The sequence below is a fragment of the Cryptosporangium japonicum genome (assembly GCF_039524755.1).
GTDB lineage: Bacteria > Actinomycetota > Actinomycetes > Mycobacteriales > Cryptosporangiaceae > Cryptosporangium > Cryptosporangium japonicum.
The window spans coordinates 439,262-457,705 of record NZ_BAAAGX010000046.1 but is presented as its reverse complement, the minus strand read 5'-3'; the positions used below and the strand labels follow the sequence as shown (position 1 = coordinate 457,705).

At 72.7% G+C, this 18,444-nt stretch carries 14 protein-coding genes and 1 pseudogene; 7 read left to right on the top strand and 8 right to left on the bottom strand.

Annotation, left to right across the window (positions count from 1 at the left end; genetic code table 11):
- Positions 1 to 37 precede the first annotated feature (37 nt).
- Entirely contained in the window at positions 38 to 1,009 is a 972-nt protein-coding gene (locus tag ABD437_RS42505) for a 4-hydroxy-3-methylbut-2-enyl diphosphate reductase (protein ID WP_344654668.1), read from the top strand.
- A gap of 67 nt (positions 1,010 to 1,076) precedes the next feature.
- Positions 1,077 to 2,660: a methyl-accepting chemotaxis protein gene (locus ABD437_RS42500; RefSeq protein WP_344654667.1), complete on the top strand. Its 1,584-nt coding sequence runs from the start codon at positions 1,077 to 1,079 to the stop codon at positions 2,658 to 2,660.
- Here the strand turns inward: ABD437_RS42500 and ABD437_RS42495 are convergent.
- Positions 2,595 to 3,797, bottom strand: a complete 1,203-nt coding sequence (locus ABD437_RS42495; RefSeq protein ID WP_344654666.1) for a DNA recombination protein RmuC — start codon at positions 3,795 to 3,797, stop codon at positions 2,595 to 2,597. The two genes, ABD437_RS42500 and ABD437_RS42495, sit on opposite strands and share 66 nt — an antisense overlap.
- 191 nt (positions 3,798 to 3,988) lie before the next feature.
- Between ABD437_RS42495 and ABD437_RS42490 the strand changes: the two genes are divergently transcribed.
- Positions 3,989 to 4,795 (top strand): MurR/RpiR family transcriptional regulator, encoded by an 807-nt coding sequence (locus ABD437_RS42490; protein WP_344654665.1) that lies wholly within the window; start codon positions 3,989 to 3,991, stop codon positions 4,793 to 4,795.
- On the opposite strand, the gene ABD437_RS42485 is transcribed toward ABD437_RS42490, so the two are convergent.
- From ABD437_RS42485 to ABD437_RS42465, 5 genes are all read right to left on the bottom strand, one after another.
- Complete coding sequence (locus ABD437_RS42485) at positions 4,781 to 6,598, bottom strand: ABC transporter ATP-binding protein (protein WP_344654664.1); 1,818 nt, start codon at positions 6,596 to 6,598, stop codon at positions 4,781 to 4,783. The genes ABD437_RS42490 and ABD437_RS42485 overlap by 15 nt on opposite strands.
- Positions 6,595 to 8,349 carry an ABC transporter ATP-binding protein gene (locus ABD437_RS42480; RefSeq protein ID WP_344654663.1) on the bottom strand — a complete coding sequence of 585 codons (1,755 nt, stop codon included), beginning with the start codon at positions 8,347 to 8,349 and terminating at the stop codon, positions 6,595 to 6,597. The genes ABD437_RS42485 and ABD437_RS42480 overlap by 4 nt, the downstream gene beginning before the upstream one ends.
- 71 nt (positions 8,350 to 8,420) lie before the next feature.
- A complete protein-coding gene (locus ABD437_RS42475; protein ID WP_344654662.1) occupies positions 8,421 to 9,248 on the bottom strand; it encodes a 1-aminocyclopropane-1-carboxylate deaminase/D-cysteine desulfhydrase in 828 nt (275 codons plus the stop codon).
- On the bottom strand, positions 9,248 to 9,907 hold the full coding sequence (locus tag ABD437_RS42470; RefSeq protein ID WP_344654745.1) for a response regulator: 660 nt from the start codon (positions 9,905 to 9,907) through the stop codon (positions 9,248 to 9,250). The genes ABD437_RS42475 and ABD437_RS42470 overlap by 1 nt, the downstream gene beginning before the upstream one ends.
- 8 nt (positions 9,908 to 9,915) lie before the next feature.
- Positions 9,916 to 11,907, bottom strand: coding sequence for a sensor histidine kinase (locus tag ABD437_RS42465; protein ID WP_344654661.1), 1,992 nt, complete (start codon positions 11,905 to 11,907; stop codon positions 9,916 to 9,918).
- A gap of 118 nt (positions 11,908 to 12,025) precedes the next feature.
- On the opposite strand from ABD437_RS42465, the gene ABD437_RS42460 reads away from it, so the two are divergent.
- Positions 12,026 to 12,916 (top strand): CPBP family intramembrane glutamic endopeptidase, encoded by an 891-nt coding sequence (locus ABD437_RS42460; protein ID WP_344654660.1) that lies wholly within the window; start codon positions 12,026 to 12,028, stop codon positions 12,914 to 12,916.
- Here the strand turns inward: ABD437_RS42460 and ABD437_RS42455 are convergent.
- The gene (locus ABD437_RS42455) at positions 12,876 to 14,747 is read right to left on the bottom strand and encodes a sensor histidine kinase (RefSeq protein WP_344654659.1); all 1,872 of its coding nucleotides are present in this window, start codon (positions 14,745 to 14,747) and stop codon (positions 12,876 to 12,878) included. The two genes, ABD437_RS42460 and ABD437_RS42455, sit on opposite strands and share 41 nt — an antisense overlap.
- Before the next feature lie 63 nt (positions 14,748 to 14,810).
- Between ABD437_RS42455 and ABD437_RS42450 the strand changes: the two are divergent.
- Positions 14,811 to 15,422: pseudogene (locus tag ABD437_RS42450) on the top strand (CPBP family intramembrane glutamic endopeptidase); the annotation flags it as partial.
- A 77-nt stretch (positions 15,423 to 15,499) separates the two neighbouring features.
- On the opposite strand, the gene ABD437_RS42445 reads toward ABD437_RS42450, so the two are convergent.
- A complete protein-coding gene (locus ABD437_RS42445; RefSeq protein ID WP_344654658.1) occupies positions 15,500 to 16,378 on the bottom strand; it encodes a helix-turn-helix transcriptional regulator in 879 nt (292 codons plus the stop codon).
- 101 nt (positions 16,379 to 16,479) lie between these two features.
- On the opposite strand from ABD437_RS42445, the gene ABD437_RS42440 reads away from it, so the two are divergent.
- Entirely contained in the window at positions 16,480 to 17,067 is a 588-nt protein-coding gene (locus ABD437_RS42440; protein ID WP_344654657.1) for an NADPH-dependent FMN reductase, read from the top strand.
- Between the two features lie 11 nt (positions 17,068 to 17,078).
- Positions 17,079 to 18,152 (top strand): redox-regulated ATPase YchF, encoded by a 1,074-nt coding sequence (ychF, locus tag ABD437_RS42435; RefSeq protein WP_344654656.1) that lies wholly within the window; start codon positions 17,079 to 17,081, stop codon positions 18,150 to 18,152.
- Positions 18,153 to 18,444: the final 292 nt, after the last annotated feature.

Below are 18,444 nucleotides of genomic sequence, written 5' to 3'. Positions count from 1 at the left end.
TCAGGTGGCCGGGGTTTCTGCTGCCTACCATGGGGTCATGACTTCGACCGTCAAGCGCGTCCTGCTCGCCAAGCCCCGGGGCTACTGCGCCGGCGTCGACCGGGCGGTCGTCACGGTGGAAAAGGCGCTCGACCTGTACGGCGCCCCCGTTTACGTCCGTAAGCAGATCGTGCACAACCGGCACGTCGTGGCCGAGTTGGAGAAGCGCGGCGCGATTTTCGTCGAAGAAACCGAAGAAGTGCCGGAAGGCGCGACAGTGATCTTCTCGGCGCACGGGGTGGCGCCGGTCGTGCACCAGGAGGCGGCGGCCCGCAACCTGAAGTCGATCGACGCGACCTGTCCGCTGGTCACCAAGGTCCACCACGAGGCGCGCCGGTTCGCCGCCGCCGACTACGACATCCTGCTGATCGGCCACGAGGGCCACGAAGAGGTCATCGGCACCAGCGGCGAGGCGCCCGACCACGTCCACCTGGTCGACGGGCCGGAGGACGTCGCCAACGTCACTGTGCGTGACGAGTCGAAGGTGGTCTGGCTGTCCCAGACCACGTTGAGCGTCGACGAGACGATGGCCACCGTCGACCGCCTGAAGATGCGGTTCCCCGGGCTGGAGTCGCCGCCGAGCGACGACATCTGCTACGCGACGTCGAACCGGCAGCAGGCCGTGAAGGACATCGCCGCGCAGTGCGAGCTCGTCCTCGTCGTCGGGTCGACGAACTCGTCGAACTCGGTGCGCCTGGTCGAGGTGGCCAAGCAGGCCGGCGCGAACGACGCCCGGCTGGTCGACTTCGCCCACCAGATCGACGAGGCCTGGCTCGACGGCGTCACGACGGTCGGTCTCACGTCCGGCGCCTCGGTGCCGGAGGAGCTCGTCGAGCAGGTGCTGGCCTGGCTGGCCGAGCGCGGCTACGGCGAGGTCGAGGAGGTCCTGTCGGCGCAGGAGCGGCTGGCGTTCTCCCTCCCGCAGGAGCTCCGCCGCGATCTGAAGGCCGCCGGGCTGCCCACGTCGTGAGAGTCTGTCGGGAACTGATCGGCGCGCCTGGGCTGGGATAGATCCGTTTTGCGCGGATCCTGAGCGCATGTCGCTAAGTTCGTTCCTCGCTGACCGCTCGGTGGGCCAGAAACTCTCCGCGTTCGGTCTGCTCGCGGTGACCGGCGCGGTCGGCGTCGGAGTCGCCGGTGTGCACGGCCTGTCCGAGGCGCACGACTCGGCCGAGCGCGTGCTGGCGGCGAACGTGCTGACCCGGGCGACGCTCCAGGCGGACATGGACCACGACGCGATCCGCGGCGACGTGCTGCTCGCGCTGGTCGACCCGCAGGCGAACCTCTCCGAGGTGCGGGGCGAGTTCGCCGACCACTCGGCCGAACTGCGGAAGCTGGTCGAGCAGGTCCGCGACGCCGGGGTCTCGCCCGCGGTCACGACGGCGGCCGAGACCTCGCTCGCCGCCATCGACACCTACGTCTCCCGGGCCGGCGCGCTGCTCGACGCCGCGGCGACCGACCCGGTGGCGGCCAGGGCCCAGCTGCCGACGTTCAACCAGGCGTTCACCGCGGTCGAGGAGGCGCTCCCCACCGTCGCCGACGGCGTCGAGGCCCAGGCCGACCGGGACGCCGCCCGGGTCGACGCCGCACGCAGCGACGCGTTGCTCGCGATCGTGCTCACGAACGTGCTCCTCGGGTTCGCCGTGCTGGCCGCGGCGGCCGCGCTGATCCGCTCGATGGTGTCGCGGCTCGGCTCGCTCGAGTACGTCGTCGTCGGCATGGCCGGTGGTGACCTCTCCCGGCGGTCGGGCCTGACCGGGCGCGACGAACTCGGCCGGCTCGGCGCGGAGTTCGACCGGGCGGTGGAGAGCCTGAACGGCATGGTCTCCGCGATCGGGGCCTCGGCCCAGCGGCTCTCGGTGTCCTCGTCCGACCTGGCCGGCGTCGGGGAGCAGATCAGCCGGAGCGCGTCCGGGGCGGCGTCGACCGCCGGGTCGGTCGCGCACCGGGCCGAGGAGGTTTCCACGCACGTGCAGGCGGTGTCGGCCGGCTCGGAGCAGATGGGGGCCTCGATCTCGGAGATCGCCCAGAACGCGGCCCGCGCCGCCGACGTCGCGTCCTCGGCGGTGCGCAACGCGTCCGACGCCCGGGACACGGTCGAGCGCCTCGGCTCCTCGTCGGCCCAGGTGGGGGAGGTCGTCCGGGTGATCACCTCGATCGCCGAGCAGACCAACCTGCTGGCGCTGAACGCCACGATCGAGGCCGCCAGGGCCGGTGACCTCGGCAAGGGCTTCGCGGTCGTGGCCGGCGAGGTGAAGGACCTGGCCCAGGAGACCGCGCGGGCCACCGACGACATCGCGCAGCGCGTCGCGGCGATCCAGGCCGACACCGAGGGCGCCGTCGCCGCGATCGCCGCGATCGCCGACGTCATCAATCAGATCAACGAGTTCCAGACGACGATCGCGGCGGCGGTGGAGGAGCAGAGCGCGACCGTCACCGAGATGAACCGCAGCGTCACCGAGGCCGCGACCGGAACGATGAGCATCGCCTCGACGATCCGGGGCGTCGCCGACACGGCCGAGTCGATAAGCGGCCAGGCGGCGGGGTCGCGCGCGTCAGCCGGAGAGCTGGCCGGCATGGCGGCCGACCTGCAGGGGCTGATCAGTGGGTTCCGGCACTAGCTCAGGTGCTTGCAACGCCCGTGGCACGGCCTCCACCTGGCGCGGCGGCGTGATGTCGGTCGTCGCCACCTGCAGGTCGGTGAACCGCCGCGCGGTCACCAGCACGCGCGCCTCCAGCGATCCGACCGCGTCGTTGTAGCGGGCCACCGCCGCGCTCAGCGCGGTGCCCAGCTTGTCGACGTGACCACCCATCGTGGACAGCCGCTGGTACAGGTCGCGCCCCAGCGCGTGCACCGCGGCCGCGTTCTCGGCCAGCGCCTCCTGCCGCCACGTGTACGCGATCGTGCGCAGCAGCGCGACGAGCGTCGACGGCGTCGCGACGACGATGTTCCGGCTGAACGCGTGCTCGAGCAGGTTCGGCTCCCGCTGCAGCGCGGCGTCCAGGAACGTGTCGGCCGGGACGAACAGCACGACGAATTCGGGCGTCGGCTCGAACCGCTGCCAGTACGACTTCGCCGAGAGCTGCTCGACGTGCATGCGCAGGTGCCGCGCGTGCGCCTCCATCCGGGCGTTGCGTGCCTGCTCGTCCCGGGCCTCCATCGCCTCCAGGTAGGCGGCGAACGGCACTTTGGCGTCCACCACGACGTTCTTCCCGCCGGCGAGGGTCACCACGAGGTCGGGACGCAGGATGCCGTCCTCGGTGTTGGAGACCGCCTGCTCGACGAAGTCGCAGTGCTCGACCATGCCGGCCACCTCGACGATCCGGCGCAGCTGGTGCTCGCCCCAGCGTCCGCGGACCTGGGGTGCTTTCAGCGCGGACACCAGCTGTCCGGTCTCGACCCGGAGCTTCTCGCCGGTCTGCTGCATCGCGTTGACCTGCTCGCGCAGTGCCGCGTGCGCGACTGCCCGGTCCTTCTCCAGCTCGACGACGGTGTGCTCGACGTTCGCGATGCTCTCCCGGATCGGGCCGACGAGTTGGGAGAACGCGGTGTTGTTCCGCTCGATCGCCTCCGTCGTCATCGACCGCAGCGCGTGCTCCAGCCGGTCCTCGTTCGCCTTCGACGCCTCGACCGTCGCACGGAGCCCGGCGGTGTCGGCCGCGTGCCGGGCCAGTGCGGCGAACCACCCCGCGGCCGCACCGGCGGCCAGACAGATCAGGGCGACGACGATCAGTCCGATGAGGGTGGAGGTGGACATGAGCGAATCGTGACCCATCGGCCCGGCGGTGCCACGGCGGCACGCCCTCGCGGGGGACAGTTTCTCGCTCAAACGTCCGATAAATGACCTTAAGAAGTCTTCGTCCGTCAGACCTTCGTGGGGGCATCACGCCGCAGGCGTGTCGGGGGACACCCAACGGCGGGTCGGACATCGGGCGCGGGGGAGGCGTCGTGATCGAGCGAGTTGTGGAAGAAACGTTGGCGGACGTGATCCGACAACGACTGGGCGAATGCAGCCCGGCGGAACGGAAGGTGGCCCGGGTGCTGCTGGCCGACTATCCGGCCGCTGGGTTCGAGACCGTCGCGCGGTTGGCGTTGCGTGCCGGGGTGAGCGGTCCGACCGTGGTCCGCTTCGCGACCCGGCTGGGGTTCCAGGGTTTTCCGGACTTCCAGCGCGGCCTGCGTACCGAGACCACCGCGGCCGGTCGGTCGCCGACCGCCCGGGACGCGGCGATGCTCGCGTCGGTGGACGACGCGACCAAGGCGATGGTGCGCACGGTGGCCGGGCTTCCGCCCTACGACGTGCAGGAGGCGGTCGAGTTGCTGGCCGACCGCCGCCGGCAGGTCTACGTCGTCGGCGGCTCGTTGCTCGCCGGGTACCTGCACCAGCTGCTGGCCACCGTGCGCCCCGGCGTGCACGTGGTCGGCGCGCCGCCGGTGGCGACGGTCGCCGACCTCACGTCCCGTGACGTGCTCGTCGTGTTCGACCTGCCGCCGTACGAGCCGGTGGTGACCGCGCTGGCCCGGTACGCCGCGAAGCAGCACGCGAAAGTCGTGCTGTTCACCGCGGCCGGGTTGTCGCCGGCCGCGGCGCACGCCGAGGTGGTGCTGCCCAGCGAGGCTTCGCCCCGGGCGCTGACCCCGGCGGTGGCGCTGGTCGAGGCGATCGCCGGACGCGTGCTGGAGCGGCTGGGCCGGGAGGGCGCCCGCCGGATGGAGCAGGCCGAGGCACTGGCCGGCGACTTAGCGACCGGATAGCTCACGCAGCGCCGCGTACCGGCCGCCGGTCGCCAGCAGCTCGGCCGGCGGTCCGTCCTCGACGATGCGGCCGGCGTCCAGCACGAGCACGCGGTCGGCGATCTCCACCGTCGAGAGGCGGTGGGCGATGATCACCGCGGTGCGGTCGGCGAGCAGTGTCCGCAGCGCGCGCTGCACGGCGCGTTCGCTCGGGATGTCCAGCGACGAGGTCGCCTCGTCCAGGATCAGCACGTCCGGGTCGGCCAGCACCGCACGGGAGAACGCGACCAGTTGCCGCTGCCCCGCGGACAGCCGCGAGCCGCGCTGCCCGACCGGGGTGGCGAACCCCAGCGGCAGCTCGCGGATCATCCGGTCGGCTCCGACCTGGACCGCGGCCGCCTCGACCTGCGCCGGGCTCGCGCCCGGACGTCCGAAGACGATGTTCTCCGCGACCGTTCCGCCGAACAGGAAGTTCTCCTGGGTCACGGTCACGATGGCCGCGCGCAGCGCGTCCTCGTCCACGTCGGTCAGGTCGACGCCGTCCAGGCGCACGTGTCCGGCCAGCGGATCGTAGAACCGGCCGATCAGGCGGGCGATCGTTGTCTTGCCCGCGCCGGTCGCGCCGAGCAGGGCCACGGTCTGCCCGGCCGGGATCGTCAGGTCGAGCTCGGGCAGGATCGTGCGGCCCTCGCGGTAGCCGAACGTGACGTTCTCGAGCGCGATCGAGCGGCCCCGGCCGGCCCGGACCGGCAGCGGCACCGGACGCGCCGGAGGTGCGACGTCGGGCTCCTCCTCCAGCACGCCGGAGATCTTCTCCAGCGCGGCGGTCGCCGACTGCAGGCTGTTGTAGAACATCGACAGCTGCATCATCGGGTCGAAGAACCGGCGGACGTAGAGCAGGATCGCGGCGAGCACACCCACCTGCAGCTGCCCGTGGACGGCGAGCCAGCCACCGGCGGCCAGGATCACCGCGGTCGCCCCGGTGGACACCCCGAACACCCCCGGCACGAACACCGCCATCAGCCGCAGCACTTTCGCGTCGGCCGCGGCCAGGTCACCGGCGAGCCGGCCGAACAGCACGTTGTTGCGCGGTTCGCGGCGGAAGGCCTGCACCGCGCGGATGCCGCCGAGCGTCTCGACGATGTGGACGATCACCGACGCCACGGCCTCACGGGTCCGGCGGTAGGCGGGCCCGGACTCCTTCCGGAACCACCGGATGATCAACCACAGGAACGGGAATGCGAGCAGCGCCAGCAGCCCCATCCGCCAGTCCAGCACGAGCAGCACGACGCCGATCACCAGCACGTTCAGGCTCTGGATGACCAGGTCGTCGAGGCTGCCGTCGAGCATGTCGGCGAGCGAGTCGACGTCCGAGGTCAGGCGGGAGATCACCCGGCCGGACGTGTAGCGCTCGTGGAACGCCGGCGAGAGGCGCTGGAGGTGCGCGAACGCGCGCCGCCGCAGGTCGAACAGGATGCCGTTGGTGATGCGTGCGCTGAAGCGGAGGTAGACGTGCCGGCTCAGCGACTCGACGACGGTGGCGACGACGAGCGCGGCCGCGACGGTCACGATGACGCTGCTGTCGCCGCGGTCGATCAGCGGCGGGAGCCCCGCGTCGATGCCGACGCTGATCAGGTACGGGCCGGCCAGGCCACTGACGTTCTGGACGATCAGCAGCAACGACGCGACGCCGATCGAGCGGCGGTACGGGCGCACGAGGCTGCCCAGGAGCTTCCGGCTGCGCCGCCGCAGCCGGAGGCCGGCGTCGTCCGGGACGTCGTCGATCTCCTCGGCGGCGACGCCGTGCCAGTCGGTGGTGGTCATCGCGGTACTTCCTGGGGGGTCGCGTCGAGCACGTTCCGGTAGGCGGGGACGGTCGCCAGCAGTTCCTCGTGGGTGCCGACGGCCGCGATCGTGCCGCCGTCGAGCAGCGCGACCCGGTCGGCGAGGACGACCGTGGACGGGCGGTGCACGACCAGCAGCGCGGTGGTGCCGGTCAGCACCGTGCGCAGCGCCTTCTCCACCAGCGCCTCGGTCTCCACGTCGAGGGCCGAGAGCGGGTCGTCGAGCACGAGGACGCGTGGCCGCCCCACGACCGCCCGGGCCAGCGCCAGCCGCTGCCGCTGACCGCCGGAGAGCGAGAGTCCTTTCTCGCCGATCCGGGTGTCGAGGCCCCACGGCAGGTCGTAGGCGAACTCGGCCTGCGCGATGCGCAGCGCGGCGGCCACTTCCTCGTCGGTCGCGTCGGGGCGCCCGAGCGTGATGTTCTCGCGCACGCTCGCGGAGAACAGCGTCGGATCCTCGAACGCGGCGCTGACGTGCGTGCGCAGCGTCTCCAGCGGCAGGTCGCGGATGTCGACGCCGTCGAGCGTGATGCGCCCGCCGGACACGTCGTGGAGCCGGTCGACGAGCAACGTCAGCGTCGTCTTCCCGGAGCCGGAGACACCGGCCAGCGCGAGGGTCTCGCCGGGCCGGACGTCCAGGTCGACGTGCTGGAGAACCGGGTCCTTCTCGGTCGGGTACCGGAAACTGACGTCTTCGAAGCGGAGGTGGCCCCGGACGTCGAGCTGTTCGGTCGGTGTCCGGTCGACGATCCCGGGTTCGGCGTCCAGGATCTCGTAGACGCGCTGCGCCGCGGTCGCGGCCTGCTGGGCCTCGCCGAGCAGCCAGCCCAACGAGTCCAGCGGCCAGATCGCGAACGTCAGCAGGCCCACGAACGCGACGAGCTCGCCGACGGTCATGGCCCCGTTCGCCACCGCGTGTGCGCCGCCGAGCAGCGTCGCGCCGAGCAGGAACCCCGGCACGGCCTCGATCGCCGGCCAGTACCGGGCGATCACCATGCCCTGCGCGAGCCCGGTGCGCTTCACCTGCCCGGCCGCCTCGGCGAACTTCTCGTTCAGGTAGCGGTGCCGGCCGAACGCGCGGATCGTGCGGAAGCCGAGGACCGACTCCTCCACCAGGCTGGTGAGGTCGCCGACCTCGTCCTGCAGCCGCCGGGACAGCGGGAGGTAGCTCCGGCTCAGGCCGTAGGTCAACACCATCACCGGGAGCACACCGGCCGTGACCAGCAGCCCGAGCGGCCAGTAGATCGAGATCAGCACGATCGAGACCCCGAGGTACGTGACGGTCTGCAGCACGATGAAGACCGACCCGAACGCCAGGAAGCTCCCGACCGCACGCAGGTCCGACGTCGCCCGCGAGAGCAACTGCCCGCTCTGCCAGCGCTCGTGGAAACTCAGCGAGAGGCGCTGCATGTGCCCGTAGAGGTCGGTACGCAACGCCGTCTCGATCCCGACCGAGCCGGTGGCGTGCGCACGTCGTCCGATGTAGTCACTGACCTGGATGAGCAGCGCGGCGAGCAGCGCGAGCCCCGCGAGGACCCACAGCCCGTCGGTCGTCCGGTGCCGGACCGGCCCGTCGATCAGGCGCTGGGTGAGCAGCGGGCCGACGATCTGCAGCGCTTGCGCCGCGGCGGCGGAGAAGAGCAGAACGAGCAGGCGAGCAGCGTGCGGCCGCGCGTACGTACGCAGCCGCAACAGTGTCTTCCCCGGCCCTACCGGCCGATCCGCCCCCATCCTTCGACGATAAGCGGGATGCGACCACGGCCCGAATGCTTTTTCCGGCCCCACCCCCGCGCGGGCCGACGTCAGCCCGTGACGACGGCCACGGCGGTGGTGCCGTGGGGCAGTTCGCCGTTGCGGGCCAGAGCGGACAGGCCGAACAGCATCTTGCCGACGTAGATCGGGTCCGGGCGCCAGCCGTGCTCACCGGCGAAGTCGTCGAGGAACGCCTCGAGTTCGGGCGTCGACCGGGCGAAGCCGCGGTGGTGGTAGCGCGTCTCGATCGACCAGTCGCCGACCCGGCGGCCGAACGTGCGTCGCTGCAGATCCTCGACCGTGGCGTCGAGGAAGCCGCCGCCTTTCAGCGCGGAGAACCCGATCGCCCGCCGGCCGGGGCGCAGACCGCCCGCGATGCCGGCCAGCGTGCCCCCGGTGCCCACCGGGCAGCAGATCACGTCGAACGGCACGTCGATCTCGGCCACGATGTCGAGGCAGCCGCGGACCGCGAGTTCGTTCGAGCCGCCCTCCGGAATCAGGTAGAAGGGCCCGAACTCGCGACGCAGCGCCGCGAGGACGTCGGGATCGGTGTTCCGGCGGTAGGTGGCCCGGTCGAGGTAGGTGAGCCGCATCCCGCGTGCGACCGCGTCGGCGAGGCCGGGATTGAGCGGCCGGTGTTCCTCGCCGCGGATGACGCCGACCGTCTCGAACCCGTGGAGCGTGCCGGCCGCCGCGACCGCGCGGATCAGGTTCGAGTACGCGCCGCCGAAGGCCAGCAGCCGGCGATGCCCCTGCGCCCGCGCCGCGTCGAGGTTCAGGCGCAGCTTGCGGTACTTGTTGCCGGTCAGCTCCGGGTGGATCAGGTCGTCGCGTTTGAGGAGCACGGTGACGCCACCGGCCACGCGCCACTCGGCCATCAAGCGGGGCGGCCGCCCTTCGCGCGGACGATGCCCAGGTCGTAGGCGAGGATCGTCGCGCGCACCCGGTCGCGCACGCCCAGCTTCGTCAGCAGTGCGTTGACGTGGGTTTTCACGGTGCCGACCCCGACGCCCAGCTCCTCGGCGAGCTCGGCGTTGGAGAGGCCGGAGGCCAGCAGCACGAAGACCTGGCGTTCCCGGGCGGTCAGCCCGGCGAGGGTGGCCTCCGCGTCGGGGTCGGGCGGCGGGCCGCCCTCGGCGAACGTGGCGATCAGCCGGCGGGTGACCGTGGGCGCGAGCATGCCCTCGCCGGCGGCCACCACCCGCACCGCGTTCAGGAGTTCCTCGGGCTCGGCGTCCTTGAGCAGGTATCCGGCGGCGCCGGCCCGGAGCGCCTCGTACACGTAGGAATCGAGATCGAACGTGGTGAGCACGACGACCTTGGGCGCGCCGGGCCGGTCGGTGAGCAGCCGGGTGGCGGTGAGGCCGTCCATGCCCGGCATCCGGATGTCCATCACGACGACGTCGGGCTGGAGCGACTCCGCCAGCTCGACGCCCGCGGCGCCGTCACCGGCTTCGCCGACCACGGTGATGTCGGGCTCCGAGTCGAGGATCGCGGCGAACCCGGCCCGCAGCACCGGTTGGTCCTCGACGACCATCACCCTGATCACGCCGACGCCGCCAGCGTGCCCGGCCGCTCGACGGCGCCCACCGGCTCGGCGGTGGTGGCGGGGTCGGTGGCGGTAGGCGGGTCGAGCGCGGTGAGCAGTTCACGCATCGCCGCCAGCGCCGCCCTGGCCGCGGCGACCACGTCGTCCGGATCGCCGGCGTCGGCGGCCGAAACGACCCGCTCGGTGTGCTGCAGCACCTGCTCACGCAACCCGCCGACCAGTCGCGCCCGCTCGGCCCGCGCCTCGCTCTCGGCGGCGGCGACCGCCGCGGTGACCGCCGTGTGCTCGCGACGCACCACACCGTCACGCTGGACGCGGACCACGAAGCCGCCGGCCCAGGCGAACACGAGCGGCACCGTCAGCGCCGCACCCCACGCCGCGCCGAGGAACACCGCGAGCACCGGACGGACCGGCTGGCCGGCGTCCCCGGCGCTCTTCACCAGCACGGCGAGGGACACCGCGCCGAGCACGGCGGCCGACGCGGGCAGCACGAGCAGGCTCCGCCACTGGTGCCGCGCGTGGGCGCCGACCGTGTAGACGGCGACGGCCTCGGCGCCGATCGCGAAGATCAGCGCGGACGCGAGGTTGTCGGTCATCCCGTCGGGCGTGAGCCACAGCGGCCACAGCCCGGCGGTGGCGAACACGCCCGCCCAGGCCGCCCAGGGCGCGCGGCGCCGGAACAGCAGCGGGGCGCTGTGCGCGATCAGCAGGAACAGCGGCCAGATGCCGAGCGGGACCGGCCGCACCGCCCAGCCGTCCTCGTCGGGGATGTAGAGACCGGCGATCGAGAACGCGAGCAGCAGCGCGACGATGCCGACGTCGATCAGCGGTGTGCGGTGCGCGGCCCACCAGCGCTCGGGGCGCTTCCCGACCGGCTCGGCCGCCGGCACGGTGACGCTCACCCGCCAGCCCGCGCCGCCGGCCGGACCGGCGGTGAGCGTGCCGCCGAGCGCGGTGACCCGCCGCCGCAGGCCCGCCAGGCCGCGCCCCGAGCCCAGGCGCACCACGTTGCCGCCGGCCCCGGCCTCGTTCTCGACGACGACGTGCAGCTGCCCGACGTCGAGACGGAGGTGGACGCGTACCGTGCCGCCGGGCGCGTAGCGCAGGGTGTTGGTGAGCGCCTCGCGGACCACCGCGTGGGCGGCCTCGGTGACCGGCAGCGGGAGCGGCCCCGGGTCGGGTGCCTCCAGCGTGACGTGCTGCCCGAGGCGGGTGAACGCGTCGCTCAGCTCGGCCAGACGATCGGTGAGGTGCGGGCCGGCCGGAGCGGGGCCGGAGCCGCCGAGCAGCGCACGCAGCTCGGCGAGGGCCTCCCGGCCGGTGGCGGCGGCCGCCGTGAGGCTCTCGGCGAGCAGCTCCGGACGGCTGCGACGCAGCCGCAGCGCCGCGTTCGTCGAGACGACGATCGAGGTCAGGTGGTGGGCGCTGACGTCGTGCAACTCGGCCGAGAGGCGCTGGCGTTCGCCCGAGCCGGCCTCGCGGTGAGCGGTGCGGGCCTGCCGCAGCGCGGCGGCGGCGGCCTCCCGACCGGCCCGCCACTGCTGGCGTGCGACGCCGCCGCCCGCGGTGACCAGGTAGGCGACGACCATGAACCCGAACTCGGCGATGCCTTCGCTGGTGACGCCGAACTCGAGCGCGCCGAGGGCGCCCTGCCACACCACCAGCGACACCAGCGCGACGCCCCAGGTGCGCCGCGGTTTCCAGGCGGCCACCGAGTACAGCGCGATCAGGTCGGCCAGCGCGACCGTCAGCGCGGCGTCGTACGGGCTGGCCAGTACCGCGACCGTGATCGCGGCGGCCGAGCCCACCAACGAGGCGACCGGCCGGGAGCGACGCAGGCACAGCGCGGCCGCGGCGCCCACGGTCGCGAGCACGGTGACCGCGGCGGCCAGCGGATCCTCGACGGCGGGCGCACCGGGCACCCACCCGCCCGGCCACCACACCAGCTGGGTAGCGGCGAGCACCAGGGGCAGGATCACCGTCTTCATCGGCATCGACCTTAGGGGGTCGGTCCGACAACATCTGTCAGGTCTCTATCTCTCGGTAGAGACCGAGATCCTGCGCGCAGCCGACGCGCCCGGCGCCCACCGCGTTCACGCTGGAGGGGTGACCCCCTACCACCGGCTCGCCCGGACCCCGACGAACCGCTGGTGGAAGACCCTGCTCGGGTTCGTGCTGGCGCCGATCGCGTACCTGGTGGTCGCCGGCGCCGGAGCGCTGGTGATCTTCGTGCCCAGCGGCGGGACCGACGTCGGGCCGCTCGCCGACTTCACGCTGGGTATCGGGGCGGTGGCGCTGATGCTGCCGGTCGTCCTGCTCGTCGCGTGGGTGACGCAGGGCCGCCGTCCCGGCACGCTCTCGTCGGTGCTGGGGCGGTTGCGCTGGCGGTGGATGCTGCTCTGCGGTCTGCTCGCCCTCGGCACGACCGTGCTGTCGCTGGGGCTGCTCACGGTCCTCGGCCAGGGCGGCGGGGAGTACCGGTGGGCCGGCTGGACGGCGTTCGCGCCGGCGCTGCTGGTCGTGCTCGCGCTGGTGCCGGTGCAGGCGGCGGCCGAGGAGTACCTGTGCCGCGGCTGGATCCTGCAGTCGGTCGCCGCGTTCGTCGGGCTGCGCTGGATCGCGATCGGCGTCCAGGCGCTCGTGTTCACGCTGCTGCACGGCATCGGAACGGGCTGGGGCTTCGTCGACCTGATGGTGTTCGGCGGGGTCGCCGGGTGGCTGGCGATCCGCACCGGCGGGCTGGAGGCCGGCATCGCGATCCACGTGGTGAACAACGTGCTGGCGTTCGGGATAGCGGTGAGCGCGGTCGGCGGCCTGTCGATCGACGAGACCGCGGCGGACTCCGGGTGGCTGGTGGCGCTCGTCGACTGCGTGGCGATCGTCGGTTACGCGGTGCTCGTGCACCGGCTCGGGACGCGGACCCGGATCGCCTCGGCACGCCCGGAGCCCGCGCCGCTCACACCAGAGCTCGTGCCGGTCGGGGATCGAGTGCCGTGAGCAGCTCGCGCATGGCGGCCAGCGCGGACCGCGCGGCGGCCAGCACCTCGTCCGGGTCACCGCGGTCGGCCGCCAGCACGACCCGGTCGGTCTGCTGCAGCACCTGCTCGCGCAGGCCGCCGACGAGCCGGGCACGTTCCGCCCGCGCCTCGTGCTCGGCCGCCGAGACCGCGGCCGTGAGCGCACCGTCCTCCCGGCCGACGATCCGGTCGCGGCGCAGCCGCACCCCGAACCCGGCCGCCCAGGGCACCGCGGCGACGACGGTGATCGCGGCCGCGGTGATCGCGAACGTCACCAGGTGCCCGAGCGCGGTCTTCCCCGGGTCGCCGCCCTCGTACACCGCCACGCCGACCACGCCCAGCAGCCCGGTGACCGCGCCGGTGGCCGGCACCACCAGCAGGCTCGCCCACTTGCGCCGGGCGTGCGACCCCACCGCGTAGACGGCGACGAACTCCGTGCCGAGAGCGAAGAGCGGCAGGTCGAGCCGTCCCTGCGCGGTGGCCCCGTCGGCGTCGAACATCCAGAGCGGCCACATCCCGATCGTGGCGAACACCGCGGCCCACACCGCCCACGGGGCCTGGCGCCGGTACAGCAGCGGCAGCGTGTGCAGGGGCGCCACGACCGCGAGCCACAGCCAGGTGCGGCCGTCGAGCGGCGCCGCCTCGTCCGGGATGAGGGCCAGGCCCAGCGGCATCGCGAGCAGCAGGGCGGTCGTGGTGACGTCGATCAGTTCGGGAGCCCAGCGGCTCCGGGCCGTCGCCGACCTCGACACGGTGGCCACCACGCGCCAGCCGCCCTCCTCGACCGGGCCCGCGGCCACTGCCCCACCCAGCAGGTGCGCCCGTCGACGCAGGCCGGCGAGGCCGCGTCCGGAGCCGAGCCGCTCGCCGGGGCCCGCGCCGGCGTCGTTCTCGACGACGACGTGCAGCTGCCCGACGTCGGGACGAAGACGGACGCGGACCGCGGCGCCGGGTGCGTAGCGCACCGTGTTGGTCAGTGCTTCGCGCACGACCGCGTGGATCAGGTCGGCCACCGGCTCGGTGAGGGAGTCCACCGGCGGCAGCTCCACGGTGACGCGCTGGCCGAGCCGCGTGAACGCGTCGGCGAGTTCGGCCAGCCGTTCGTGCAGCGGCGCCTCCGCCGGGGCCACGTCGTCGCCCAGGAGCCGGCGCAGCTCCTCCTGGGCGGCCCGGCCGTTCTCCGCGGCCATCCGCAGGCTCTCCGCCTCCAGCGACTTGCGCCGCGCGGCGGCGTTCATCGTGACGACGATCGAGGTCAGGTGGTGGGCGCTGACGTCGTGCAGCTCCTCGGAGAGCCGATGCCGCTCGCCCGCGCCCGCCTCCTGGTGCGCGACCCGCGCCTGCCGCAACGCGTCGGCCGCCGCCCGGCGTCCGGCCAGCCACTGCCTGCGCGCCACCCCGCCGCCGGCCACCAGCAGGTAGCTCAGCACCATCAACCCGGTCTCGGCCACGTACCGGGCGGCGCTGTCCCAGACCGCGGTCGCGATCACCGCCTGCCAGACGCAGAGGGCGCCGAGCGCGGGCGGCCAGGTGCGCCCGGCCTCGCGGACGACCACCGAGTAGAGCGCGATCATGTCGCCGATCTGCATCACCGCGAGCGCCTCGCCGGACGTGCTCAACTGCCCGACCGTGAGCCCGGCGACCACCCCGGCGAGCGCGAACAGCGGACGCCGCCGACGCCACCCCAGCGCGACCGCGACGACGACGATCGCCAGCACACCGAGGTACTCGTCGGGGTGCGGGAGCACGTGCCGCGGCCAGTAGAACAGCTGCGCCACGCCCAGCGCGACCGGCAGCGTCCAGTTTTTCATCGAGTCGAACCCTAAGGGCTCTATCGCTCGGTAGAGGCCGTTTTCCTGCTCGCAGCCGACGAGATGGACCGACCCCGGCCCGACGCTGAAGTCATGCTGATCTATGCCACGCCGCTGATCCCCTACCACCGTCTCGCGGCGTCGACCGCGGACCGCCTGCGTCCGACGCTCGTCGCGCTCACGCTGGTAGCGAGCGTCTTCGTGCTGGTGGTGTTCGGACTGAGAACGCCGGACGTGAACCCGGCCGCGCGCTACGCGCTCGATCTCGCCCCCTTCGTCCTGCTGCTCCCGCTCACCTTCCTGGCGGTCCGGTGGACGCAGGAGCGGAGACCGGGGACGCTCTCGTCGGTCCGGGGACACCTGCGGATGCGGTGGCTCGGCATCTGCGCGCTGGTGGCCCTCCCGGCGGCCGCGCTCTCGTTCACCTGGCCGGGCTGGACGACGTTCGTGCCGATGATCATGGTCGCCGTCGCGCTGGTGCCGGTGCAGGCCGCCGCCGAGGAGTACCTGTTCCGCGGGTGGATCCTGCAGACGATCGGGGCGCACCTGACGTCGCCGTGGCCGGCGGTGGGCGGGCAGGCGCTGCTGTTCGCGCTGGTGCACGGCTCGTGGACGTACGCGGTGATCGGTGCGGTGGCCGGGTGGCTCACGGTGCGTACCGGTGGTCTGGAGGCCGCCATCGCGTTCTCCGTCGTCAGCACCGTGCTGGGTTTCGGCCACCCGACCGCGGCGAACGTCGTCTTCGTCGTCGTCTACGGCCTGGTCGTGCGCTGGTTGGCCACCCGGTTGCGGGTCGCGACGAGGGCGCGGGGCGCCGCGTCGCTGACCCCGCTCGCCGAGGTGTCCAGGCGCACCGTGCCCACCGCCCGCGGACCGGTCCTGACCAGGCGGTCCATTCGCTCGGAGGTGTCGTCGTCGTGCGGGAGGTAGAGCACCAGACGCAGGTCGGCGGCGTCCGGGAACACCATCGTCTCGGGACGCAGCCGCAGTTCGCCGACGTCCGGGTGGCGCAGGACCTCCCGCCGCTCACCGGCCGGCGGCGCGGCGGAGGGCCGGGCGAGATCGTCGGTCACGTATGGGTCTGAGGAGTGCGGCAGGTCGGCGCTGCGCCGGGCCGCCACCGCGTCCCACTCCGGGTAGACCTCGTGGGCCCGCGGATCGGTGAACACGTAGCGGGCGAGGTTGCCGCACGCCAGCAGGCCGATCGGCTCGGCCAGCAGCCGGAACCCCTCGGTGAACGCGAGGACGTCGCTGATCCGGTTGAGCACCACCGCCGGCGACGGTTCGAGCCGGTCGAGCACCATCCGCACCGCCCCGCTGACCTCGGTGGCCGGTGGCTCGACGATCAGGCACGCGACGCCGTCCTGCGCCTTGGCGATGCCGCGCAGGTGCAGCCGGTCGGCGTCGGAGAGCTGCAGTGCGTCCGCGAGCGCGCCGATGACCTGCGCCGACGGGTGGCGGTCACGGCCCTGTTCGAGGCGGGCGAGGTACTCGACGCTCACTCCGGCCAGCGTGGCGAGCTCACCGCGACGCAGCCCGGGCGTGCGCCGGCGGGATCCCCGGGGTAGTCCGGCCTTCTCCGGCGGCAACCCTTCGCGGCGCGATCGCAGGAAATCGCCGAGCTCGCTCATGGTTCGAGGCTAGTAGCGGAGCCGGCTCTTATCGTCGCCCTGCGAGGGCCAGCCTTCGCACGGTGTTCCTGCGGCCGCGACGTTCGCCCAGGGTGAGTGGCATGAAACTCGTCATCATCGTGGGAAGCGTCCGGCAGGGCCGATTCGGCCGGCGGGTCGCCGACTGGTTCCGGGCCCAGGCCCAGGAACACGGCCATTTCGACGTCGACGTGCTGGACGTGGCGGACGTGGAGTTGCCCCGGGCGCTGCCGCCGGACCTCGGCGCGTTGTCCGACGTGTCGACGCGACCGGCCCCGTTGCGTGCGGTGGCGGCGCGGCTCGCGGCGGCGGACGCGTTCGTCGTCGTCACGCCGGAGTACAACCACAGTTTCCCGGCGTCGCTGAAGCACCTGATCGACTGGCACTTCACCGAGTGGCAGGCGAAACCGGTCGGGTTCGTCTCGTACGGCGGGCACGGCGGTGGCCTGCGCGCGATCGAGCAGCTGCGGCTCGTGTTCGCCGAACTGCACGCGGCCACCGTGCGCGAGTCGGTAAGCTTCGACCGGCACTGGGAGCGGTTCGGTGCCGACGGCGTGCTGGTGGACGCCGACGGCCCCGTCGCCGCCGCGAAGGCGCTGCTGGACCAGCTGGCGTGGTGGGCCAGGGCACTGCACGACGCCCGGGAGGTCCGGCCGTACGCCGACGCGTAACCTTGGTCGGCGTGAGCCTTACGCTGGGTATCGTCGGTCTGCCGAACGTCGGCAAGTCGACCCTCTTCAACGCCCTGACCAAGAACGACGTTCTCGCGGCGAACTACCCGTTCGCGACGATCGAGCCCAACGTCGGGGTGGTGGGCGTGCCCGACGAGCGGTTGAACGCGCTCGCCAAGATCTTCGACTCGCAGAAGATCGTGCCCGCGGCGGTGAGCTTCGTCGACATCGCGGGCCTGGTGCGGGGCGCGTCCACCGGCCAGGGCCGCGGTAACGCGTTCCTCGCGAACATCCGCGAGGCCAGCGCGATCTGCCAGGTCATCCGCGCGTTCAGCGACCCGAACGTGGTCCACGTGGACGGCAAGGTCAGCCCGGCCGACGACATGGAGACGATCAACACCGAGCTGATCCTCGCCGACCTGCAGACGCTGGAGAAGGCGATTCCGCGGCTGGAGAAGGAAGCCCGGATGAAGAAGGACCGGGTGCCGGTGCTGGAGGCCGCGAAGGCGGCGTCCGCGGTGCTCGACGGCGGCACCACCCTCTACGCCGCCGGGGTCGACGTCGAGCCGCTCCGCGAGCTCAGCCTGCTGACCGTCAAGCCGTTCCTCTACGTCTTCAACGTCGACGAGGACGAGCTGGGCAACGCGTCGTTCCTGGACGAGCTGCGTGCCCTGGTGGCACCGGCCGAGGCGGTGTTCTTGGACGCGAAGATCGAGTCCGAGCTCATCGACCTGCCCGAGGACGAGGCACGTGAGCTGCTGGAATCCGTCGGACAGGACGAGCCGGGCCTCAACCAGCTGATCCGGGTCGGTTTCCGCACGCTCGGCCTGCAGACCTACCTCACGGCCGGCCCGAAAGAGGCCCGCGCGTGGACGATCCCGATCGGCGCGACGGCCCCCGAGGCGGCCGGCGTGATCCACTCGGACTTCCAGCGCGGCTTCATCAAGGCCGAGGTCGTGTCGTTCGAGGACCTGACGGCAGCGGGCTCGATGCAGGAGGCCAGGAGCCGCGGCCGGGTGCGCATGGAGGGCAAGGACTACGTGATGCAGGACGGCGACGTGGTGGAGTTCCGCTTCAACGTCTGAGTCTCTGCTGTCTCGGCTGGTCAGACTCGCTTGCGCTTGTTCTGGGCACATCGGGGGCACGGCCCGTCGAGCTGCACAACGGCAACCTCGACGAAGCATGCCGCATCGTCGGCGACGCAGCCGAACAGCTGCACCAGGCCGGCTACGCCACCGGAGCCGACCGCATCCGCGAGTTCCGGGCCGCGGTCGCCCCGTGGAAGACTTCCGAGGCGGTGCGCCTGCTCGATGAGCAGCTCATCGCACTCGTCTGAGGTTCGCAGCTTCGTTCACCCGAGCCGGGAGGTTCTACCGC